Genomic DNA, 22,360 nt, shown 5'->3' on the forward strand with positions numbered 1-22,360 from the left:
GCGCATCATCACCGCTACAGAGTACCCAAGCGGCCCTGAACTCCCCCTGAACACAGCCCGAATCGAATTCGCCACTGTTCAGTCCCGATACGAGTCGGCAGAATGTCCGGCATGAACCAGCCCTACGCCCTCCCCGCCTGCTGCACTCCACTCGACGAACATTGGCCCTTGCCGGTGGCCATGCCCCACAGCGTGCTGCTGGGCACCCACTTCGACCCGGCACGATTGGCCCCGGATGATTTCCCGCGCAGCCGGATCGAAGCGCCGGCGAGCATCCAGCGCTCGGTCGCCAAGCGCCAGGCCGAATTTCTCGCCGGCAGGTTCTGTGCCCGCGCCGCACTGCTGAAGCTGGACGGCACCGATTGTGTGCCAGCCATCGGCGAAGACCGTGCGCCCATCTGGCCAGGCCATGCCTGCGGCTCTATCACCCACGGCACCGGCCGGGCCGCCGCCATCGTTGCCGACAAACAGCACTGGCGTGCCCTGGGGATGGACCTGGAGAACCTGCTGCCCCACGAACGGGCCGAACGCCTGGCCGGCGAAATCCTCACCCCGGCCGAGTTGCAACGCATGGCCGCCGGCCCCGCCGAACAGATATCCCTGGCGGTGACCCTGACCTTCTCGATCAAGGAAAGCCTGTTCAAGGCGCTCTACCCGCTGGTGTTGCAGCGCTTCTATTTCGAGCACGCCGAAGTGCTGGAATGGGATGCGCAGGGGCATGTGCGGATGCGCCTGCTGACCGACCTGTCCAGCGAATGGCGCCATGGTGTCGAACTGGATGCGCAGTATGTCGTGCAGGGTGAACACCTGCTGAGCCTGGTCAGCGTTCCCGCCTGAGGCCTCAGGAAGCCAAGGGCTTGGTGGAGCCTCAGGCTTTCTCCTGATTACGCGGCCAACTCAGGCTGAAACAGGCCCCGCCCAGATTCTTGCTCTTGCCGATCAACGCCCGGCCATCGTGCCAGTGAATGATCCGCCGCACGATGGACAACCCCAGTCCATGTCCGCCCGAAGCCCGTGTGCGGCTGTCGTCCAGGCGCATGAACGGCGTGAAGATCCGCTCCCAGGCACTCTCCGGCACGCCGGGGCCGTCGTCCTCGACATCGATCCGGCAACGCAGCTGGCCGACCTGGTAACTGATACTGACCTGCGATTGCGCATGGCGCATGGCGTTGCTCACCAGGTTCTGCAGCGCACGGTGCAGGTAACGCGGCTCGGCCTCGACCCAGGCGTCATCACAATCGGCCGCCGACAGGCAGATTCCCCTCGATACCCGCACCTCGGCTCGCAGTGGCGCCAGCTCGGCGATCACCTGGTTCACCAGCGCGTCGAGATCGATACGCTGGAAGTTAAGCGCCGGCGAGCCCTGCTCCAGCCGCGCATAGGTGAGCATTTCATCCACCAGGCGATCAAGGTCCTGGATATCGTTGTCCATGCCTTCCAAATATTTGATGCGAGCCTGCTCGGTGGTCGCGTCGCCGACCATTTCCAGGCCGAAGCGCAACCGCGCCACCGGTGTACGCAACTCATGGGACACCGCCCGCACCAGTTCGCGCTGGATCATCAAGGAGCGCTGCAAGTGCTCGGCCATATCGTTGAAGGCACCGGCCAGCCGCCCGATGGAGTCTGCGCCACCGGCCGGCACACGGGTTTCCAGGCTGCCCTGGGCGATTCGCGTAGCGGCTGAAGCCAGGCCACGCAGGCGCCGCTCCAGCTGGCGGACCAGCAGGTAGACGATCAGGCCGATCAGGCTCAGGCCCAACACCGCGATCAACACCAGCCACTGCGGCGGATAGGGACTCATCTGGTACAGCGGACCGATTTCCAGAACCCAGGGAGTGCCCGCCATCCCGGCGAAAACCCGAATCGAATCACCGCCCTTGCCCAGGGCCATGACCGTATCACCCTCGGTAATACGCCGGCGCTGATCTTCATCCATGTCCGCCTGGTCCAGGGCCACCAGACGCATGTCGAAGCCGAACCCCTTGTCTTTCTTCAATGCGGCCAGCCGAGCCGGCTGCTCGGCCAGCGGGTAGCGCACCAGTTCGTCGGCCAGCAGGTAGATGGTTGCCCGCGCCAGTTGTTCGCTGATCTGCTGCACATCGCCAGCCAGCAACAGTTGCTCCTGCTCGCTGACCAGCCGATAGACCCGCGCGGCATAGGGCCCACTCTGCACCACCAGGGCCTGGCCGCGCAGGACCCGGGTACGCTGCCCGAGGTCGAGACCGGCGGCGCTGACCGACTGCAGTGACAACGGGATACCCAGCAGCCGCTCCCACAACACCAGCGCCCGGCGGCGCTCGATGTCGGCCATCGGCTGCAGGTTGTCGGCCATCAGCGAAAAAGTGCCATGGGCCAGCCGCTCGCGGTACTGCTCGCCCCGCACCTCGTTGAGCAGGTGCAGCGCCAGCACGCCGAGCAGCGCCACCAGCACCAGGGCGGCGCACATGCCGCCATAGATACGCAGGAAGATCGAGTTCACGCGAGCAGTTCTGCCGCCGCTTCCGGCACGAACAGGTAGCCCTTGCTGCGAATGGTCTTGATCAACCGCGGGTGCTCGGGGTCATCGCCGATCTTCGGGCGGATGCGCGAGATACGCACATCGATGGAGCGATCCTGGCCGTCGTAACCGATGCCTCTCAGGGCAGTGAAGATTTCCTCGCGGGAGAGAATTCGCCCGGCATTGGCCACCAGCAGCCAGAGCAGGTCGAACTCGGCGCTGGTCAGTTCGATGCCGGCCTCGTTCAGCCAGGCCTCACGCAGCGCTTCATCGATCACCAGCGCGCCGAACTGCAGGCGGCGCACCGGCTGGGCGCTGCTTTCCAGCGGCTCGCTGCGGCGCAGCAGTGCCTGGATTCGCGCCAGCAACAGGCGCGGGCGTACCGGCTTGCAGACATAATCATCGGCGCCCAGGTCCAGGCCCTGGATCTGGTCGAGGTCATCGGTGCGTGCGGTGAGCATCAGGATGACCCCCTCATATGCCTCGCGCACCCTGCGGCAGATGCTCAGGCCATCTTCGCCGGGCAACATCAGGTCGAGGATCACCAGATCCGGCTGCTCGCGCACGATCCGCTCGACCGCCAGGGCACCGTTGCCCTCGATGGAAACCCGCAGGCCATTGCCCTCGAGGTACTCGCGGGTCAGTTCGGCCAGACGCTCGTCATCCTCGACTATCAATACCTGCCAGGCCTGTTGCTCCACGGGCTACCTCTACGAACGAAGATCGGTTGGGAAAGGCTCCGCTCGTCTTTTTGTAATGATTCGGGCGGATGATCGAAGCGTGTGACCGGCCGATTGTAGCAACGGTGCAGCATTAGCACACATGCCAGGAATCGCACTCGGTAACCGGCCTTTTCTGTGATAGGGTTCGCGCCCGCAAAAATCCGCCTCGGGTGCGCGCAGACTGTAAAAAACAGTGACAAACGGTCCGATCCAGTACGGCTGCGGCCTACGCGCGAATTCAGGCTTTCATACACAAATTACGCACAGTCTTATCCACAGGTAGTACGTTGCAATCCCCCCCAAAAACGCATTATCTTGTACCCCCGTGGAAAAAAAACCCTACATGTAGGGTTTTCCACCCAAAACCCCAAACACATTCCGGACGAAAAACTCAAGCTTTTTTCTTGCTCCCGAGGGGTTGAACTAAACAGATTTCCAGAAGACCAAACCGCGCCTGCGGATGGCAGCCGTTTCCCCTGTTGCGTGGGAAAACGGTACGGGTGTTGCAGTAGCAGACTGTCACCCACCCAGAATTCGGTAGCGGGTCCATGACCCGCCGCCAGCGAAACTTCGGCAAGGAAGCGGAGCCAACAGCCCCCTTTCCTACTGTCCCGAAGTGGTTATGCCCGACGACATTCGTCGGTTGTAGTGCTTCAGGACGGAACGGTGGGCACCTTCATGGTGCCCAAACAAACATAGAGAACGTGGAGACACCCATGCAAACCGACACAACTCGCGAGAACCCGCAGGGCACCGTGCCGCAGGCTTCCGATTCGAACCTGGATCTGTCTGCTACCGCACCGGGCCAACTGCGTGTGATCAAGCGTAACGGCACTGTCGTTCCTTACACCGATGACAAGATCACCGTCGCCATCACCAAAGCGTTCCTTGCAGTTGAAGGTGGCACCGCCGCTGCCTCGTCGCGCATTCACGACACCGTCGCGCGCCTGACCGAACAGGTCACCGCGACCTTCAAGCGCCGCATGCCTTCGGGCGGCACCATCCACATCGAGGAAATCCAGGACCAGGTCGAACTGGCCCTGATGCGTGCCGGCGAGCAGAAAGTCGCCCGCGACTACGTGATCTACCGTGACTCGCGCGCCAAGGAACGTGCCACCCGCACGCCAGCCGACGAGCCGGTCAACGCTCACCCATCGATCCGCATCACCCGCGCCGACGGCAGCTTCGCCCCCCTGGACATGGGCCGCCTGAGCACCATCGTCAGCGAAGCCTGCGAAAGCCTGGAAGAAGTCGACGGCGACCTGATCCAGCGCGAAACCCTGAAGAACCTCTACGACGGTGTGGCCCTGAAAGACGTCAACACCGCGCTGGTGATGACCGCCCGTACCCTGGTGGAACGCGAGCCGAACTACTCGTTCGTGACCGCCCGCCTGCTGATGGACACCCTGCGTGCCGAAGCCCTGGGCTTCCTCGACGTGGCCGAGAGCGCCACCCACCACGAGATGGCCGACCTGTACGCCAAGGCCCTGCCGGCCTACGTGGCCAAGGGCGTCGAGTTCGAGCTGCTGAACCCGGTACTGGCCGAGTTCGACCTGGAGAAACTGGGCAAGGCGATCAACCACGAGCGCGACCAGCAGTTCACCTACCTGGGCCTGCAGACCCTGTACGACCGTTACTTCATCCACAAGGACGGTATCCGCTTCGAACTGCCGCAGATCTTCTTCATGCGCGTGGCCATGGGCCTGGCGATCGAAGAGAAGCAGCGTGAAGAGCGCGCCATCGAGTTCTACAACCTGCTGTCGTCCTTCGACTACATGGCTTCGACGCCAACCCTGTTCAACGCCGGTACCCTGCGTCCACAGCTGTCGAGCTGCTACCTGACCACCGTGCCGGACGACCTGTCGGGCATCTACGGCGCGATCCACGACAACGCCATGCTGTCGAAATTCGCCGGTGGCCTGGGCAACGACTGGACGCCGGTTCGTGCGTTGGGTTCGTACATCAAGGGCACCAATGGCAAGTCCCAGGGCGTCGTACCGTTCCTGAAAGTGGTCAACGACACCGCTGTTGCGGTCAACCAGGGCGGCAAGCGCAAGGGCGCGGTCTGTGCTTACCTGGAAACCTGGCACATGGACATCGAAGAGTTCATCGAGCTGCGCAAGAACACCGGTGACGATCGTCGTCGTACCCACGACATGAACACTGCCAACTGGATCCCCGACCTGTTCATGAAGCGTGTCTTCGATGACGGCAAGTGGACCCTGTTCTCGCCTTCGGAAGTGCCGGACCTGCACGACCTGACCGGCAAGGCCTTCGAAGAGCGCTACGAGTACTACGAAGCCCTGACCGAGTACAACAAGATCAAGCTGTTCAAGGTGGTCCAGGCCAAGGACCTGTGGCGCAAGATGCTCTCGATGCTGTTCGAGACCGGCCACCCATGGCTGACCTTCAAGGACCCGTGCAACCTGCGCAGCCCGCAGCAGCACGTGGGCGTGGTCCACAGCTCGAACCTGTGCACCGAGATCACCCTGAACACCAACAAGGACGAAATCGCCGTCTGCAACCTGGGCTCGATCAACCTGCCGAACCACATCGTCAACGGCCAGTTGGACACCGCCAAGCTGCAGCGCACCGTAAACACCGCCGTACGCATGCTCGATAACGTCATCGACATCAACTACTACTCGGTGCCACAGGCGAAGAACTCCAACCTCAAGCACCGTCCGGTTGGCCTCGGCATCATGGGCTTCCAGGATGCGCTGTACCTGCAGCACATCCCTTACGGTTCCGATGCTGCCGTGCAGTTCGCCGACCAGTCGATGGAAGCGGTCAGCTACTACGCGATCCAGGCTTCCTGCGACCTGGCCGACGAGCGTGGCGCCTACGAGACGTTCCAGGGTTCGCTGTGGTCCAAGGGCATCCTGCCGCTGGATTCGCAACAGATCCTGATCGAGGCCCGTGGCCAGAAGTACATCGATGTCGACCTGAACGAAACCCTGGACTGGGCGCCAGTTCGTGCCCGCGTGCAGAAAGGCATTCGTAACTCGAACATCATGGCCATCGCACCGACCGCGACCATCGCCAACATCACCGGCGTGTCGCAGTCGATCGAACCGACCTACCAGAACCTGTACGTGAAATCGAACCTGTCGGGCGAATTCACCGTGATCAACCCGTACCTGGTTCGCGACCTGAAAGCTCGCGGCCTGTGGGACTCGGTCATGATCAACGACCTGAAGTACTACGACGGTTCGGTACAGCAGATCGAGCGCATCCCGCAGGAGCTCAAGGAGCTCTATGCGACCGCGTTCGAAGTGGAAACCAAGTGGATCGTCGATGCTGCCAGCCGTCGCCAGAAGTGGATCGACCAGGCTCAGTCGCTGAACCTGTACATCGCCGGCGCCTCGGGCAAGAAGCTGGACGTGACCTATCGCATGGCCTGGTACCGTGGCCTGAAGACCACCTACTACCTCCGTGCCCTGGCTGCGACCAGCACCGAGAAATCGACCATCAACACCGGCAAGCTGAACGCTGTTTCCAGCGGCGGCAACCACGGCGACGATTCGGTCCTGGCAGCTCCTGCCGCGGCAGCACCAGCCGGCCCGGCTCCAGTACCGAAGGCATGCGCCATCGACGAGCCGGATTGCGAAGCTTGCCAGTAAGCTGAGCCGGTGAGCGTCTAGCGACGCACGCCTGATAAACCCCCGCCAGGTCCTGGATCTGGCGGGGGTTTTCTTTTGCCTATTGGAAAAATTTTCCCGCACCATAAAAAACGGCACCCCGACTCAAAAGCCGGGGTGCCGTTTTCATCATATCGGCAAAGCCCCTTACACCGGGCTTTACCTACCCTCTATCAGGCTGGAATGGTGAACGAGTCTCCATTGTTGGTGTAGAACAGCTCGATAGTATTGCTGCCGTTGTACCAGTCCTTCAGGAACACACCGGAGTCCAGGTTGCCGTTCTTCACGTCGGTCGCCGAGAAGATGTAGGCCCCCAGGTCCGTCCTGACGACCTGCACGTCGCTGACACTCTGGATGTTTTTCAAAGTCACCGTATCGACGCCCGTGGTACCGGTATCCAGGATGGCCACCATGGTTTTCGAGTAGACGATGTAGGCATCGCCACCTTCACCACCATAAGCATCCCCCGAGTTGTGCAGGTTGAGCGTGTCGAAGCCATCGCCGCCATGAAGCTCATAGCCATAGCCGAGACCTGTCAGGGTGTCGCTGCCATCACCACCCACGGCTGTGCCGGAGTACACCGTGATGTTGTCGTTCCCGGATTCGCCATAGAGGATGCTTCCGGTGTCATTGGTGCTGCTGACCATGGTGTCGTTGCCATTACCGCCGTAGAGCATGTCGGCCTGGGCAACATTCAGCCCCGATGCCGGTTTCACGGCCGAAGTATCGGTACTGGTGCCACCATAGATGAAGTCGTTGCCGTCTCCGCCGTAGATGATGTCATTACCGGCACCGCCTTCCAGCCGGTTGGAATAGGCATTGCCGGTCAGCGTGTCATCGAAATCCGACCCCATCAGGTTATCGATGTTGTTGAGGACATCGCCCTGGGCATCACCCCCGGTGGCCGTGCCATTTTGCAGGTCGATCTGTACCGCATCGCTGCTGGTCAGGTACCAGGCACCGTCGCCTCGTCCCATACCGTTGAAGGTATCGGCACCCACTCCGCCAATGAAGCTTTCGGCATTGGCCAGGCTGCCGGTAAAGGTATCGGCATGATCAGTACCCTGGAAAATCTCGATGGAGGTGTAGGTGTCGCCTGCGGCGATACCGGTCAGCACTGGAGTACTCAAGTCGAGCACGATGCCGGAGGTCTCGCTGGCGAAGCTCAGCATGTCCATACCGGCGCCGCCGTTAAAACGGTCCACTCCGGAACTGCCGACAAAGACGTCGGAGTAACTGGAACCCTGGATCACCTCGATGCTGTCGTAGGTATCGCCCGCCGCAATGCCGGTATTGATACCTGTCTGCATGTTGATGGTCACACCTTCGGCGCTGTCGCCGTAACTGACCGTGTCGGTACCTGCGCCACCGATGAACTGGTCGGCGCCGGCACCGCCCAGCAGGGTGTCGTTGCCGGCACCGCCAGTGATGATGTTGTCCAGGCCATTGCCGTAGCCGACAAAATTGCCGGTGCCGGTGTAGGTCAGCCGTTCGACGTTCGCCGCCAGGCTCAGGCTGCTCATTGCCGTGCGCATCTCATCGTCGCCGCCATCGGCCAGCTCGGTGACGAACACGTTGGTCCCGTTGATGATGTAGACGTCATCCCCTGCACCACCTGCCAAGGTGTGGCCGGATGTCTGTGCCGTCAGCGTGTCGTTGAAGTCCGAACCGATCACCTTTTCGAAGTTCGACAGCTTGTCACCCTCGGCATCGCCACCACTACCTACGCTGCCGTTGACCAGGCTGACGGTCACGCCTGCCGAAGAGCCGGAGTAGTCAATCGTGTCGGTCCCCGAGGCACCATCGAACTGGTCGGCAGCCGAGCCGCTGATAAAGATGTCGTTGGTGTTCGAGCCCTGGATATTTTCAATACCCACATAGGTGTCGCCTGCGGCGATGCCTGTATGGATACCGGTCTTGGTGTTGATCGTGACGCTGTTACCATCGGTGTAGCTGACGGTATCGATCCCCGCGCCACCGATGAACTGGTCGGCGCCGGCACCGCCCAGCAGGGTGTCGTTGCCGGCACCGCCAGTGATGATGTTGTCCAGGCCATTGCCGTAACCGACGAAATTGCCGGTACCGGTGTAGGTCAGCCGTTCGACGTTCGCCGCCAGGCTCAGGCTGCTCATTGCCGTGCGCATCTCATCGTCGCCGCCATCGGCCAGCTCGGTGACGAACACGTTGGTCCCGTTGATGATGTAGACGTCATCCCCTGCACCACCTGCCAAGGTGTGGCCGGATGTCTGTGCCGTCAGCGTGTCGTTGAAGTCCGAACCGATCACCTTTTCGAAGTTCGACAGCTTGTCACCCTCGGCATCGCCACCACTACCTACGCTGCCGTTGACCAGGCTGACGGTCACGCCTGCCGAAGAGCCGGAGTAGTCAATCGTGTCGGTCCCCGAGGCACCATCGAACTGGTCGGCAGCCGAGCCGCTGATAAAGATGTCGTTGGTGTTCGAGCCCTGGATATTTTCAATACCCACATAGGTGTCGCCTGCGGCGATGCCTGTATGGATACCGGTCTTGGTGTTGATCGTGACGCTGTTACCATCGGTGTAGCTGACGGTATCGATCCCCGCGCCACCGATGAACTGGTCGGCGCCGGCACCGCCCAGCAGGGTGTCGTTGCCGGCACCGCCAGTGATGATGTTGTCCAGGCCATTGCCGTAGCCGACAAAATTGCCGGTGCCGGTGTAGGTCAGCCGTTCGACGTTCGCCGCCAGGCTCAGGCTGCTCATTGCCGTGCGCATCTCATCGTCGCCGCCATCGGCCAGCTCGGTGACGAACACGTTGGTCCCGTTGATGATGTAGACGTCATCCCCTGCACCACCTGCCAAGGTGTGGCCGGATGTCTGTGCCGTCAGCGTGTCGTTGAAGTCCGAACCGATCACCTTTTCGAAGTTCGACAGCTTGTCACCCTCGGCATCGCCACCACTACCTACGCTGCCGTTGACCAGGCTGACGGTCACGCCTGCCGAAGAGCCGGAGTAGTCAATCGTGTCGGTCCCCGAGGCACCATCGAACTGGTCGGCAGCCGAGCCGCTGATAAAGATGTCGTTGGTGTTCGAGCCCTGGATATTTTCAATACCCACATAGGTGTCGCCTGCGGCGATGCCTGTATGGATACCGGTCTTGGTGTTGATCGTGACGCTGTTACCATCGGTGTAGCTGACGGTATCGATCCCCGCGCCACCGATGAACTGGTCGGCGCCGGCACCGCCCAGCAGGGTGTCGTTGCCGGCACCGCCAGTGATGATGTTGTCCAGGCCATTGCCGTAACCGACGAAATTGCCGGTACCGGTGTAGGTCAGCCGTTCGACGTTCGCCGCCAGGCTCAGGCTGCTCATTGCCGTGCGCATCTCATCGTCGCCGCCATCGGCCAGCTCGGTGACGAACACGTTGGTCCCGTTGATGATGTAGACGTCATCCCCTGCACCACCTGCCAAGGTGTGGCCGGATGTCTGTGCCGTCAGCGTGTCGTTGAAGTCCGAACCGATCACCTTTTCGAAGTTCGACAGCTTGTCACCCTCGGCATCGCCACCACTACCTACGCTGCCGTTGACCAGGCTGACGGTCACGCCTGCCGAAGAGCCGGAGTAGTCAATCGTGTCGGTCCCCGAGGCACCATCGAACTGGTCGGCAGCCGAGCCGCTGATAAAGATGTCGTTGGTGTTCGAGCCCTGGATATTTTCAATACCCACATAGGTGTCGCCTGCGGCGATGCCTGTATGGATACCGGTCTTGGTGTTGATCGTGACGCTGTTACCATCGGTGTAGCTGACGGTATCGATCCCCGCGCCACCGATGAACTGGTCGGCGCCGGCACCGCCCAGCAGGGTGTCGTTGCCGGCACCGCCAGTGATGATGTTGTCCAGGCCATTGCCGTAACCGACGAAATTGCCGGTACCGGTGTAGGTCAGCCGTTCGACGTTCGCCGCCAAGCTCAGGCTGCTCAGCGTGGTCTTGATTTCATCGTCCCCCTCACCTGCGGCTTCAACTACCGAGACGCCAGTGCCGTTAACGAAGTAGGTATCGTTGCCCTGACCGCCCACCAGGCTGTGCCCGTTGGTCTGGGCGGTCAGCGTGTCGTTGAACGCAGACCCCACCACCCTCTCGATACCAATCAGCGTATCGCCCTGCGCATCACCACCAACCCCCGTCCCGCTAACCAGGTTGACGGTAACCCCAGCCGTCGAATTGGCATAAGAGGCGGTATCGGTTCCCGCCCCACCATTGAGCACATCCGCCCCAGCCCCGCCATCGAGCAGATCATTTCCCGCCCCGCCATCCAGCGAGTCGTTGCCGGCAAAGCCGTAAAGCTCATCGGCAGCCGTCGTTCCTACCAGCGTATCCGCTCCTGATGTTCCGTTGATCACTGCCATTTTTCTTCCTTGCTCCTTGTTGAGTCATGGGTACCACGGTGAACTCGTTCGTTCTTCATCCTTCGCGGAAGGCGCGCTGGGCATGATCACTGATAGGTTTGAGCAGATAGGAAATGACGCTGCGTGTGCCGGTCTGGATCATCGATTCCACCGGCATTCCGGGTACGAGGGTCAGCCCTTGCAGTTGCGTCAATTCGCTGTGCGGTATTTTGATCCCGGCACGATAGAACCCCATGCCGGTGCGCTCGTCCTGGACCAGGTCCGCCGATAGCCGGACCACCTGTCCCTTCAACTCGGGCGTCGTGCTGCGATTGAAGGCGCTGAGCCGCAACACCGCATCCTGCCCCAGCGATACCTGGTCGATGTCCTGGGCGCTGATTCGCGCCTCGACCAACAACTCGTCATCGAAGGGCACGATCTGCATCAGGTTTTCCGCCGGCGAAATCACCCCACCCAGGGTGTGCACGGCCAATTGCTGGACTCGCCCGGAAACCGGGGCGGTTATATCGATGCGCTTGAGCTGGTCATTGGCCGCGATATCGCGCTCGACCAATTCCCCTTGTCGAGCTTCCAACTCGCGCAGCTCCAGGGACACCTCGCTACGGAAACTCTGGTCGATCTGCAGACGCTGCAACTCGGTCTCGGCAATCTTGCCGCGGGCTTCGGCAATGGACGCGATCAACTGCCCGCGCTCGCCACGCAAACGGGCAATGCCGCGAGCCAGGGCGTTGACCCGATCGATCGTCATCATCCCTTTCTCGTAGAGCTTGCGGACCGCCTGGTACTCCTTGTCGATCAACTCGATTTCTTCGGTCTTGGTCTTCTGCTGGAGATCATGGCCGGCAATCGTTTCGTTGAGTTGCCGGATTCGTTCACGCAACTGCTTCTTTTGCCCCTCGCGGGATGAGCGGCGGTCCTCGAACAAGCGCCGTTCACTGCTCATCAGCACCTGTGCGGCATCGTCTCCCAGGCGTGTAATCAACGAAGCTGGCGTTACCAGTTCGGCCGCGCCATCGCGCTCGGCCTCCAGGCGTGCCTGGCGCGCCAGGGCCTGGCTCAGTGACTTGGACACAATGGCCTCGCCAACTTTCGGCAACGTCGCATCGAGCCTGATCAACACGTCGCCCGCGGTTACCTGTTGCCCCTCGCTGACCAGCAGTTCCGCGACGATGCCGCCCGTGGGGTGCTGGATCTTCTTGACATTGCTTTCCACTGCCACGCTACCGGTGGCGATCACGGCACCGGACAAGTCAGTGCCGATCGCCCAGCACAACCCGCCCCCCAGGAGGACCAAAAGGCTGAAAGTGCCGAGTCGCAGATGTCGGTTCAGCGAACCGGCCAGGATGTTTTCCTGATCATGAACGGTCATTGGGCCACTCCCATTTCCACGACGCTTGGCGCCGGCCGAGGTGCTTGTACGGGCGGTTTCCTGAGGACCACATCCCTGGCGCCGAATGCCGCCTGGACACCATGTTCGAGAATCAACACCTGGTCGATGACCGAAAGAATGCTGGTGCGATGAGCGATCACCACCGCGATCCCCCCGCGGGCCTTGATCGACAGGATCGCCCGCGACAGAGCCTGCTCACCTTCGGCGTCGAGATTGGAGTTGGGTTCGTCCAGCACCACCAGGAACGGATCACCGAACAAGGCTCGGGCCAGTGCTATACGCTGCCGTTGCCCGGCCGAAAGGTTGAGCCCGCCCTCGCTCACCTGGGTCTGATACCCCTCGGGCAATTGCAGGATCAACTCATGCACGCCCGCCAGTTGTGCGGCGGACACAATCGCGCGGTCATCGGCATCAGGATCCAGCCGTGCAATGTTCTCGGCGACGGTGCCGCTGAACAGCCCGACGCTTTGCGGCAGGTAGCCGATGAGCTTGCCTCGGGACTGTTCGCCCAACAGCTCCAGTGGCGCACCGTCCAGCTTGACCTGACCGCGAGCCGGCTGCCAGGCACCGACCAGGGCCCGGGCCAGTGACGACTTACCGGATGCACTCGGCCCCACAACGCCGAGCGCACTCCCCGCCGCCATCGTGAAATGGACATTCTGCAAGGTCAGGCGCTGGCTGCCCGGTGGTGCGGTAAAGAGGTTGTCGACCTGAAGTGTGCGATGTGCCTGCGGCAATTCGGTTCTGCCCTGCTCATCGGGAAACAGCGCAAACACTTCGAGCAACCGCTTCCAGGCGAGATGGGCGCCAAGCAGGCTGCGCCAGGTGGCAATCACCTGCTCGGCCGGCGCCAGGGTCCGTGACACGATGATCGAGGCCGCCACGATGGTACCGCCACTCAGGTCGCCCTGAATCACAAGGTAGGCACCCAGTGCCAGGGAGCCGGACTGGACCAGGTGACGCAGGGATTTGGAAATGCCACCAAAGAAGGAGCCGATATCGAGGGTCTGGCGTTGCAGGGTGGTATAGGTCGAGTGATGCACCTGCCAGAGCGACGAGGCACGTTGCGCCATTCCCATCGCCGCCAACGCCTCGGCATTCTGGTGAGCCTGCTGCCCCAGGTAATTGCGTTTGTTCTGCGCCTCGGCGCTGGCCTGTGCCAGCTGACGTGACTGTCGGTCAGTGATGAAGGTCAGTGCCACCAGCACGACAATCAACCCGCTCGTCAGCAGACCGAAGAAGGGATGGATGTAAAAGCAGACGGCCAGGTACACCGGCATCCAGGGCAGGTCGAAAAAGGTCACCAGTCCCGGGCCACCGATGAACCCGCGAATCTGGTCCAGCTCATGGGCAGGCTTGAGGGCATCGCCGGTAATCGCCGTTTTCAGCGACACCCCTGCAATCACCTTGAACACGCGGGGAGACAGTGCCAGGTCAAAGGCGGAGGCGATCCGCACCATCAGGCGGGAACGGACAATATCCAGCAAGCCGGAAAACCCGTAGACCCCCAGGACCAACAATGCCAGGGCCACCAACGTCGGGATGCTCTGGCTGGGAATGACCCGGTCGTAGACCTCCAGCATGAACAACGGACCGACCAGCGCCAGGATATTGATAACCCCTGAAAACAGGGCGGCACCGACCAGGCTTTTACGCAGGAGGGTTTGCAACGACGCCGAAACGACAGGCGTATTGAGGGCGTTACTTCTCTTCAATTCGTGTTCCGTCCCTGTGAGCTTGCATAGCGTCCATGCAGTCAGAACGAAGGCTCTGTCCTGATGATGCGGGTATAACGAAAAATTGACGTCATTCGTTAGCGCGGGCTGGGCGAGCAAGTTCTGCACCAGCTTGTCGGGACACACAGGGGGAAAAGAGTTGCAAATTGATTCAGCGCAAAAACCAGGCAAAAAAAATCCGGCGCCCAAAGGCGCCGGACTTTCGAAACCCCGAACCAGCCATCAGGTCATCTGAATGATGGTCTGCATGATGGTGCTCTGGGTGGAGATGGTCTTGGCGTTGGCCTGGTAGTAGCTCTGGCCCTTGATCAGGTCCACCAGTTCGCTGGTCAGGTCGACGTTGGAACCTTCCAGGGAGCCGGAAACGATGGAACCGTTGGTGCCGACCTCTCCGCCGTCATAGGCAGGCTGGCCCGAGGCGAAGGTCTGCTTCCAGTTGGTGCCGCCGGCAGGCTGCAGGCCCTGTTCGTTGGTGAAGCTGGCGACCGCCACCTGGCCGATCGCCTTGTGCTGGTTGTTGCTGAAGTTGGCAAAGATGATACCGGTGCCATCGATGCTGATGTCGGTGATCTGGCCAGTAGCATAACCGTCGCCAATGATGGCTGCGCGAGAGGTATCGGCGTTGAACTGGGTGGTTTTCGCCCAGTCGGTAAGAATACCGGCAGTGTTGGCACCCGCACCGTTCGCGGCCCATACACCATTGGTCACCGTGCCAGGAACCCAGCCGGTAACGGTGATGCTGGTTTTGCCGGTGGTACCACCGATCGAGGTCAGCTTGCCGGAGGAGTCAAAGGTCATTGCCACCGGAACAGGATCAGTCGCAGCAGCTGGAACCGTTGGAGGTACCGTCGCCACAGTCGGTGCCGTACCGTTCGGGTTGCGCCCGTCAATCAGCGTGTAGACGTTCCAGGTGTTGGCACCGGTCTTGACCATATACTGGTCCAGCGAGTGCTTGTTACCCTGGGTATCGTAGATATCGGAGCTGAATGGCGTGGTGTAGCTGGCAGTGTTCGATGGATCGAACGGCGTGGTCGCCTGGTTGATCACCGCCGACTTGGAGTCGAGGTTGATCGTCGCGCCGATGGTGGTCGTGGTCTGCGGTGGCAGGTTCGACACGTCGATGCGCAGGTCGGTCAGCACGCCCGGAATGACATTGCCGTTGGAGTCGGCGGCAAAGCCCTGCAGACGCGCGGTACCATCGGAGTTGGTGATGTAGCCGTCCTTGTCGGTCTTGAAGGTACCGGCGCGGGTGTACATCAGCGAACCGCTGTCGCTCAGGGTGAAGAAGCCGTTGCCCTGGATACCCAGGTCCAGCGCGTTACCGGTGACGTTCATGCCGCCGTTGCCGAAGTTCTGCGAAACGTTGGCCAGGCGCACACCGTTACCGATGGTCTTGGACGATACGCCGAGCTTGGTCGCCGAGTAGACGTCCTCGAATTCCGCACGGGACGATTTGAAGCCGGTGGTGTTGACGTTGGCGATGTTGTTGCCGGTTACGTCGAGCTGTTTCTGGGCCGCATTGAGACCGCTCAAACCGATATTAAAAGACATGTATCTCTCCTTTGTTTCGCGTTGGTCGGCTCTTACAGGCCAATGGTCTGGACTTTGGACAGAGCAATACTGCCCAGGCCAGCCAGGTTGAGCATCATTTCACCGCCGCTCTGCGACAGGCTGACGCTGCTGACGGTTGCCGGCAGGTTGGTCACCAGTGCCGTCGAGTTGGTGGAGCCCTTGAGGTTGGCGGCCGCACTGAAGGTGTAGGTACCGCTGGACAACAGGGTCCCGGAATCATCCTTGCCATCCCAGACGAAGGCCACGTTGCCGGCGGCAGTCTGGGCGCCCAGGTCGATGGTGCGAACCACCTTCCCGCTGGAATCGCTGATCTTCAGCGTGGTGGTATCGGTGGCACCGGTAACGACCGCGGTGCCGGTAAAACTCTTGCTGGTGTCGACCACCGCCCTGTCGGTCGGCACGATGACCGAACGACCGACCAGCGACGATGCCTGCAGCGCCTGGGAAGACTGGAACGCGCTGGCAATGTTGTTGACGCTGGTGTTGAGCGTGGTGATGCCTTCCAGGCTGCTGAACTGGGCCAACTGCGCAACGAAGGCGCTGTTGTCCTGCGGGTCCAGCGGGTTCTGGTTCTTCAGCTGGGTTACCAGCAGTTGCAGGAACGCGTCCTTGCCCAGGGTCTGGCCACCGGCCGCGCTGCTGATGGCATTGCCCAGCGAGTCGGTACTGGTCTTGTTCGTCACCTTGGCATTGGAGGCCGTCAAGATGTCGTTGAGGACGGAGGTGCTGGTGGAGTCGGTAACGCTCATGTCTGTCGCCCCTTATCACTGACCGAGGGTCAGGACCTTCTGCATCATGGTCTTGGCGGTGTTCATCATTTCCGCGTTGGTCTGGAACGAACGACTGGCGGAGATCATGTCGGCCATTTCCTCGACGACGTTGACGTTCGGATAGTAGACATACCCCTTGGCGTCGGCCGCCGGATGGTTCGGCTCGTAGCGGGCTTCCAGGTTGCTCTGGTCTTCGACCACGCCCAACACCTGCACGCCCTGTCCGGCAGCGTTCTGGTCCTGGAACAGCGAATCGCTGCCACCGGCCTGGCCGTTCTGGAACATGGTGGCGAACACCGGGTGACGCGCACGGTAGGTCTTGTCGATGCTCGACGAGACGGTCTCGGCGTTGGCGATGTTACTGGCGACGGTGTTCAGTCGAGTGGTCTGGGCACTCATGCCGCTACCGGCAATGTTGAAAACGCTGGCGAGGGACATGGCTTATTCTCCACGAAGGGCTGACACCAGCCCTTTGAATTTACTGTTGAGCAGGGTGAAGCTGGCCTGGAAATCGACCGCGTTCTGCGCGTAGTTCGATTGCTCGATCTGCGCATCCACGGTGTTCTGGTCGATCGACGGCTGCATCGGTGTGCGGTACTGCAACGCCGCGTCGCCATTGCTCATGCCCTGGGCTTCGATGTGGCGGCTGTTGGTGGTGTTGAGCGCGAAGGTGCCGTTGTTCCTGGCCTTTTCACTCTGCTCGGCGAGCACGGAGGAAAAGTCCATGTCCCGGGCCTTGTAGTTCGGGGTATCGGCGTTGGCGATGTTGTTGGCCAGGACTTCGGCACGCTGGGCACGGAAGCTCAGGGCCTGTTCGTGGATGCCGAGCGCTTTGTCGAAACTGATGCTCATGTCGGGAAACCTTCGAGAGTTGACCTGATCGTCGGAACAGGTTTTTCGTTGACAGAGCCATAGCAAGCCCCATGCCAATTTCCTCACCCCCCGTAATTCAAGGCTTTGCCAGGTGGCTGCCGCTGGCAATGCCAGAAAAGCGGCAAGGCATTTCCGCTAAGCGCCAGCAAAGCGGCAACACCGGCGGCAAAAAAAAGCGGGAGCCTTGTGGGCTCCCGCTGGGTGTCGAACTGTTGGCTATTTGGCCTTGTAGATGATGCCCGGACTGCATTGCACCATCTGGTAGTGGTCCGGCAGGCCGTTGAGGGCCTCGGATGCCCCCAGGAACAGATAACCGCCTGGTTTGAGACTGCCGTGGATGCGCATGAGGATGTCCTTCTTCACCTCCGCGGAGAAGTAGATCAGCACGTTGCGGCAAAACACGATGTCGAACTTGCCCAGGCTGGCATAACTGTCGAGCAGGTTGAACGAGCGGAATTCGACCCGGTTGCGGATTGGCGCCTTGACCGCCCAGCGCCCCGGCCCCTTGGTATCGAAGTAGCGCTGCAGGCGATCGGGCGACAGGCCGCGACCAATCGCCAGGCTGTCGTACTCGCCGGTCTTGCAGTTGTTCAGCATAAGACCCGACAGGTCGGTGGCGACGATCTGCGCACCGGCCTTCAACTGGCCAATGTTGGTCCGCTCGAACTCGTCGATCGACATCGAGATCGAGTAAGGCTCCTGCCCCGATGAACAAGCGGCCGACCAGATCCGCAGGCGTTGCCCGGGACTGGCCTTGATCGCTTCCGGCAATACCTTGCTCTTGAGCACCTCAAACGGATAGGTGTCACGAAACCACAGGGTTTCGTTGGTCGTCATGGCATCCACCACCTGCTCACGCAAGCCGCTGCGTGGCTGGGTCTGGATCCGCTGGACCAGCTCGCCCAGGGATTTGATGCCATTCTGCTCCATCAGCTTGTTGAGACGGCTGGAAACCAGATATTGCTTGTTTTCACCGAGCAGAATGCCACAGGCCTTTTCCAGGAAGACCCGGAACTGTTCGAAATCCAAATTACCCGTAGACAATGGTGCCGCCTCTTAAATCGTCTGTAGCGCCAGGGACCATCGGTCCCCGGCTGTTATCCTGCAGCCTTGATCCGGTCAACCACCCGGGCCGCCAGGTCATCAGGTCGGAACTTGGCAAGGAAGTCATCGGCGCCGACCTTCTTCACCATCGCCTGGTTGAAAACCCCTGACAAGGAAGTATGCAGAGTGATGTGCAGCTTTTGCATGCGCGGATCGCTGCGAATCTCAGCAGTGAGGGTATAGCCGTCCATCTCGGGCATTTCAATGTCGGAGATCATCATGAGGAATTCCTCCTCCGGCTTCTTGCCCTCGTCGACCAGCTTGCGCAGGTAATCCAGTGCCTGCCGGCCGTCGTTCAGCGCCACCACCTCGACACCGACCGTCTGCAGGCAACGCGTGACCTGCTTGCGCGCCACCGACGAATCGTCGACGGTGAGCACACGCAGGGACACCGCCTTGGTTTGCGTCTCGACATCCACCACGCCCAGGGAAACCGACTCGGACATGGGCGAAACCTCGGCGAGGATCTTCTCCACGTCGATGATTTCCACCAACTGGTTGTCAATCCGCGTCACCGCCGTCAGGTAGTGATCACGTCCGGTCCCCTTGGGTGGCGGATGGATCTCTTCCCAGTTCATGTTGACGATGCGCTCCACCGACTTGACCAGGAACCCCTGGGTCTTGGTGTTGTACTCCGTAATGATCACGAACGGATTACTCTGATCCTTGAGTGCACCGGAACCGGTGGCCATTGCCAGATCGAGGATCGGAATGGTTGCTCCACGAATGTTCGCTACACCGCACACTACCGGATTGGACTTGGGCATCAGGGTCAGCTTGGGGCATTGCAGCACCTCGCGTACCTTGAACACGTTGATCCCGTAGAGCTGCTGTCCGTCGAGACGGAACAACAGCAACTCGAGGCGGTTCTGCCCCACCAGTTGCGTACGCTGGTTCACCGAATCCATCACACCAGCCATGACTGCCCTCTCTGATCAAAGCTTCACGATTCGACGCCCGTTCAGGCGCAAACGGCACGAGCCTTGCTTTTTATACCGTTATGAAAGCACAAACGACATTTTTTCGACGCCTTACATCACAGTACCGCAGATTACTCGCGGTAGTGTCGGTTTTATGCTGCCTGAACCCAAGCAACCCTGCTTTTGCGGAATCGGCGACCCTGCCTGATCAGCTTATCGGCGTGACCCAAGGCTTTCTTGAATTCACGGTAGAAGACTATCTGGCTACCAGTCAAACCGAAGGTCGCTACGAAATCCAGGTCAACCAACTAGACCCGCGCCTGCGCATGGCTGCCTGCGACAAGGAATTGACAGCCAGCCTCGAGAGCCCGGCAACCCCGATCGGCCGAGTCACCGTGAAGATCCGCTGCGAAGGCAGTTCGCCCTGGACGGTGTTCGTACCAGCCCAGGTCAAGCTGTTCCGCGACGTGGTCGTCACTACTCGCCCACTCAAGCGCGCCGGAATCATCGAGCCAGAAGACGTGGCCCTGCGTGAACGGGATATCAGTCTGATCAACCAGGGGTTCCTGACCTCGCCCGACCAGGCGATCGGGCAGAAACTTGTCCGACCAATGGTCATGGACCAGGTCATCACCCTGGTTCACCTGGAGCAGGCAGAAGTGGTGCGCAAGGGTGATCAGGTGGTCATCAGCGCGACGAGCGGTGGCCTGGTGGTCAAGATGCCCGGCGAAGCGCTCTCCGATGGCGGCCTGAACGAGCAGATCCGCATCAAGAACCTCAACTCGCAGCGGGTCATCAAGGCCCGGGTCACTGCCCCTGGTCAGGTGGAAGTGGCCTTATAGAGAAAAAAACCACTCTGTAGATAACTGGCGCCGAGCCAACACTTTTCCTAAACTGTGGCCCAGACAGGGCTACAGCCGAAATGCAGACTCATTTTCAGATGAGCCTAAAGTTTTTCCGGGTATGGCCGAAAACAAGGCAAGCGTCCAAATACCCAGAGGTTTTTATCATGGTCATCGATTTCAGTCGTTTGAATAACGCCCCGTCACTGACAGGCAGTACGCGCACCAGCGCCAACAAGGAAGCCGACGGCGCCGGCAAGTCTGCCGCCGTGAACAGCCAGGCCGATTCAGTCGGCCAGAGCGGGGAATCGGTACACCTCAGCAATGAGGCTCAGCAGTTGCAAAAGATCACTGACAAGCTGCAGCAGCAGCCTGTAGTCAACAGCGCCCGCGTGGCCGAGTTGAAACAGGCAATCGCCGATGGCAGCTACAAGGTCGATAGCAACCGAGTCGCAAGCAAACTGCTCAACTTCGAAGCCCAGCGCTAGGCATCTGCCGGCGCGAGGCTTTTGGACGCTTAAAACCCAAGGCCAGCCATGCACGACACCAATTTACTGCAACTGATCACCGAAGATTTTGCTCCAGCTCAAGATCTGCTTGAGCTGTTGCGCGCCGAATCGCTGGCGCTGCATGGTCGCAACATGGTCGAGCTCGAAGACATTCTGGCGCGCAAGCAAGCGTTGATCATCCTGTTGGAACAACATGGCCGCAAGCGCAGCCAGATTCTCGCCAGCCTCAACCTGCCCCTCAACCACTCCGGCCTGGAACAACTGGCCGCGCAGTCGAGCGTGGGTGCCGAGTTGCTGAGCCAGAGCGAAGAACTCACCCGTCTCCTGGCCGACTGCCAGGCTGCCAATGAACTCAATGGGCGCAATATCCAGGTTCAGCAAGCAACTACCGCAAATCAGTTGAAGATCCTGACCGGCGGCGAGCCACCCGCACTGTATGATGCCCGCGGCTCGACGGCGAGGCTTGCGAAGCCGCGCCCTCTGAGTCAGGCTTGACCCCGAACTGCTGCGCGCTCTATCCAAGGCGCGTATCATGCTGGCAAAATGCTGGCTTTGCGTGTAGTCGTATTTTGTCTGGAGATTGATGAACCGTGTCCAATGCCCCAAGCGCGGACGATGCTCCGCAGCCACCTAAGGTGCTAACCACGCCTCTGGAAATTTCCGCCAACCTGCGGATGCTGCAGGATAGCCATGACCCGTTGATCATCACGTTCCACGAACGTAGCCAGCGCTTCCAGAGTTTCGTCATCGATATCGACCGAGACGCTGGTACTCTGGCCCTGGACGAAATGATGCCGCGCGACGGCGAACGTTTCCTGGCGGCAGGCGAACCGTTCCGTGTCGAAGGTTTCCATGACGGCGTACGCATCACCTGGGAACAACCCCAGCCGATGACCGTGGACGAGACCAACGGATGCTACCGCGGGGCGATTCCCGAGGAAGTGGTCTACCACCAGCGCCGTAACGCGTTTCGCGCTGCCCTGAAACTCACCGCCCTGGTGAACATCGAAATGGGTGGCGACAAGCTCAAGGCACCGGTCAACGGCAAACTGCTGGACATCTCCGCCAGCGGTTGCAAGCTGCGTTTCGAAGGCGATATCTCCGACCGCCTGCAATTGGGCCAAGTCTACGAACGCTTTATCGCTGCCCTGCCCTTCGGCCCGATGACTGCTCCGGTGGAGTTGCGCCACCTGCACTTCGAAGAAAGGATCAACACCACCTTCGCCGGGGTACGCTTCCACAATATGAGCGGGCTGGTACAACGCCAGGTCGAGCGCTTCGTCTACCAACTGCAACGTGAAGCACGGCGTTTCGACAAGGACGACGACTACTGAGTCAGACGCTGCCTTCACCCAAGAAAAACGGGCCACTCTCATCAGGTGGCCCGTTTTTTATTCGC

The 22,360-nt window shown here is 60.6% G+C and carries 17 protein-coding genes; 6 read left to right on the forward strand and 11 right to left on the reverse strand.

Features of this window, described 5'->3' with window-relative positions; translation table 11 throughout:
- Positions 1-111: 111 nt before the first annotated feature.
- Positions 112-837, forward strand: a complete 726-nt coding sequence (locus AC6I6U_RS29680) for a 4'-phosphopantetheinyl transferase family protein (protein ID WP_497879512.1) — start codon at positions 112-114, stop codon at positions 835-837.
- Positions 838-868: 31 nt separating this feature from the next.
- Here the strand turns inward: AC6I6U_RS29680 and AC6I6U_RS29685 are convergent, their stop codons facing one another.
- Together AC6I6U_RS29685 and AC6I6U_RS29690 are read right to left on the reverse strand one after the other, a co-directional pair.
- Entirely contained in the window at positions 869-2,479 is a 1,611-nt protein-coding gene (locus AC6I6U_RS29685) for an ATP-binding protein (RefSeq protein WP_497879513.1), read from the reverse strand.
- Positions 2,476-3,198: a response regulator gene (locus AC6I6U_RS29690; RefSeq protein WP_497879514.1), complete on the reverse strand. Its 723-nt coding sequence runs from the start codon at positions 3,196-3,198 to the stop codon at positions 2,476-2,478. The genes AC6I6U_RS29685 and AC6I6U_RS29690 overlap by 4 nt, the downstream gene beginning before the upstream one ends.
- 737 nt (positions 3,199-3,935) lie before the next feature.
- Between AC6I6U_RS29690 and AC6I6U_RS29695 the strand changes: the two genes are divergently transcribed.
- Positions 3,936-6,842 carry a ribonucleoside-diphosphate reductase subunit alpha gene (locus tag AC6I6U_RS29695; RefSeq protein ID WP_497879515.1) on the forward strand — a complete coding sequence of 969 codons (2,907 nt, stop codon included), beginning with the start codon at positions 3,936-3,938 and terminating at the stop codon, positions 6,840-6,842.
- Between the two features lie 191 nt (positions 6,843-7,033).
- Here the strand turns inward: AC6I6U_RS29695 and AC6I6U_RS29700 are convergent, their stop codons facing one another.
- The 9 genes from AC6I6U_RS29700 to AC6I6U_RS29740 all read right to left on the reverse strand — a co-directional run bounded on the left by AC6I6U_RS29700 (position 7,034) and on the right by AC6I6U_RS29740 (position 19,610).
- On the reverse strand, positions 7,034-11,245 hold the full coding sequence (locus AC6I6U_RS29700) for a beta strand repeat-containing protein (protein WP_497879516.1): 4,212 nt from the start codon (positions 11,243-11,245) through the stop codon (positions 7,034-7,036).
- A 55-nt stretch (positions 11,246-11,300) separates the two neighbouring features.
- Positions 11,301-12,614 carry an HlyD family type I secretion periplasmic adaptor subunit gene (locus tag AC6I6U_RS29705; RefSeq protein ID WP_497879517.1) on the reverse strand — a complete coding sequence of 438 codons (1,314 nt, stop codon included), beginning with the start codon at positions 12,612-12,614 and terminating at the stop codon, positions 11,301-11,303.
- A complete protein-coding gene (locus tag AC6I6U_RS29710) occupies positions 12,611-14,350 on the reverse strand; it encodes a type I secretion system permease/ATPase (protein ID WP_497879518.1) in 1,740 nt (579 codons plus the stop codon). The genes AC6I6U_RS29705 and AC6I6U_RS29710 overlap by 4 nt, the downstream gene beginning before the upstream one ends.
- Positions 14,351-14,593: 243 nt before the next feature.
- Complete coding sequence (gene flgE, locus AC6I6U_RS29715) at positions 14,594-15,922, reverse strand: flagellar hook protein FlgE (RefSeq protein ID WP_497879519.1); 1,329 nt, start codon at positions 15,920-15,922, stop codon at positions 14,594-14,596.
- A gap of 32 nt (positions 15,923-15,954) precedes the next feature.
- Positions 15,955-16,692: a flagellar hook assembly protein FlgD gene (flgD, locus tag AC6I6U_RS29720; RefSeq protein WP_497879520.1), complete on the reverse strand. Its 738-nt coding sequence runs from the start codon at positions 16,690-16,692 to the stop codon at positions 15,955-15,957.
- Positions 16,693-16,707: 15 nt separating this feature from the next.
- Positions 16,708-17,151 carry a flagellar basal body rod protein FlgC gene (gene flgC / locus AC6I6U_RS29725; RefSeq protein WP_186685104.1) on the reverse strand — a complete coding sequence of 148 codons (444 nt, stop codon included), beginning with the start codon at positions 17,149-17,151 and terminating at the stop codon, positions 16,708-16,710.
- A gap of 3 nt (positions 17,152-17,154) precedes the next feature.
- The gene (gene flgB / locus AC6I6U_RS29730) at positions 17,155-17,565 is read right to left on the reverse strand and encodes a flagellar basal body rod protein FlgB (protein ID WP_497879521.1); all 411 of its coding nucleotides are present in this window, start codon (positions 17,563-17,565) and stop codon (positions 17,155-17,157) included.
- Between the two features lie 237 nt (positions 17,566-17,802).
- Entirely contained in the window at positions 17,803-18,630 is an 828-nt protein-coding gene (cheR, locus tag AC6I6U_RS29735; RefSeq protein WP_497879522.1) for a protein-glutamate O-methyltransferase CheR, read from the reverse strand.
- A gap of 53 nt (positions 18,631-18,683) precedes the next feature.
- Positions 18,684-19,610 (reverse strand): chemotaxis protein CheV, encoded by a 927-nt coding sequence (locus tag AC6I6U_RS29740; protein WP_497879523.1) that lies wholly within the window; start codon positions 19,608-19,610, stop codon positions 18,684-18,686.
- 80 nt (positions 19,611-19,690) lie between these two features.
- On the opposite strand from AC6I6U_RS29740, the gene flgA reads away from it, so the two are divergent.
- From flgA to AC6I6U_RS29760, 4 genes are all read left to right on the forward strand, one after another.
- Positions 19,691-20,452 carry a flagellar basal body P-ring formation chaperone FlgA gene (gene flgA, locus AC6I6U_RS29745; protein ID WP_497879524.1) on the forward strand — a complete coding sequence of 254 codons (762 nt, stop codon included), beginning with the start codon at positions 19,691-19,693 and terminating at the stop codon, positions 20,450-20,452.
- Positions 20,453-20,619: 167 nt separating this feature from the next.
- On the forward strand, positions 20,620-20,940 hold the full coding sequence (flgM, locus tag AC6I6U_RS29750; protein ID WP_497883133.1) for a flagellar biosynthesis anti-sigma factor FlgM: 321 nt from the start codon (positions 20,620-20,622) through the stop codon (positions 20,938-20,940).
- A gap of 48 nt (positions 20,941-20,988) precedes the next feature.
- Positions 20,989-21,456 carry a flagella synthesis protein FlgN gene (locus tag AC6I6U_RS29755; RefSeq protein ID WP_497879525.1) on the forward strand — a complete coding sequence of 156 codons (468 nt, stop codon included), beginning with the start codon at positions 20,989-20,991 and terminating at the stop codon, positions 21,454-21,456.
- 95 nt (positions 21,457-21,551) lie between these two features.
- Positions 21,552-22,295: a flagellar brake protein gene (locus AC6I6U_RS29760; RefSeq protein ID WP_497879526.1), complete on the forward strand. Its 744-nt coding sequence runs from the start codon at positions 21,552-21,554 to the stop codon at positions 22,293-22,295.
- Positions 22,296-22,360 lie beyond the last annotated feature (65 nt).

The sequence above is a fragment of the Pseudomonas sp. UTLPPB19802 genome (assembly GCF_059730225.1).

Bases quoted from the DNA above. Each gene is read 5' to 3' on its own strand.
- AC6I6U_RS29680 (WP_497879512.1), top strand. From the start codon at position 112: ATGAACCAGCCCTACGCCCTCCCCGCCTGCTGCACTCCACTCGACGAA.
- AC6I6U_RS29695 (WP_497879515.1), top strand. From the start codon at position 3,936: ATGCAAACCGACACAACTCGCGAGAACCCGCAGGGCACCGTGCCGCAG.
- AC6I6U_RS29700 (WP_497879516.1), bottom strand. From the start codon at position 11,245: ATGGCAGTGATCAACGGAACATCAGGAGCGGATACGCTGGTAGGAACG.
- AC6I6U_RS29705 (WP_497879517.1), bottom strand. From the start codon at position 12,614: ATGACCGTTCATGATCAGGAAAACATCCTGGCCGGTTCGCTGAACCGA.
- flgE (WP_497879519.1), bottom strand. From the start codon at position 15,922: ATGTCTTTTAATATCGGTTTGAGCGGTCTCAATGCGGCCCAGAAACAG.
- flgD (WP_497879520.1), bottom strand. From the start codon at position 16,692: ATGAGCGTTACCGACTCCACCAGCACCTCCGTCCTCAACGACATCTTG.
- flgC (WP_186685104.1), bottom strand. From the start codon at position 17,151: ATGTCCCTCGCCAGCGTTTTCAACATTGCCGGTAGCGGCATGAGTGCC.
- flgB (WP_497879521.1), bottom strand. From the start codon at position 17,565: ATGAGCATCAGTTTCGACAAAGCGCTCGGCATCCACGAACAGGCCCTG.
- AC6I6U_RS29740 (WP_497879523.1), bottom strand. From the start codon at position 19,610: ATGGCTGGTGTGATGGATTCGGTGAACCAGCGTACGCAACTGGTGGGG.
- flgA (WP_497879524.1), top strand. From the start codon at position 19,691: ATGAAAGCACAAACGACATTTTTTCGACGCCTTACATCACAGTACCGC.
- flgM (WP_497883133.1), top strand. From the start codon at position 20,620: ATGGTCATCGATTTCAGTCGTTTGAATAACGCCCCGTCACTGACAGGC.
- AC6I6U_RS29755 (WP_497879525.1), top strand. From the start codon at position 20,989: ATGCACGACACCAATTTACTGCAACTGATCACCGAAGATTTTGCTCCA.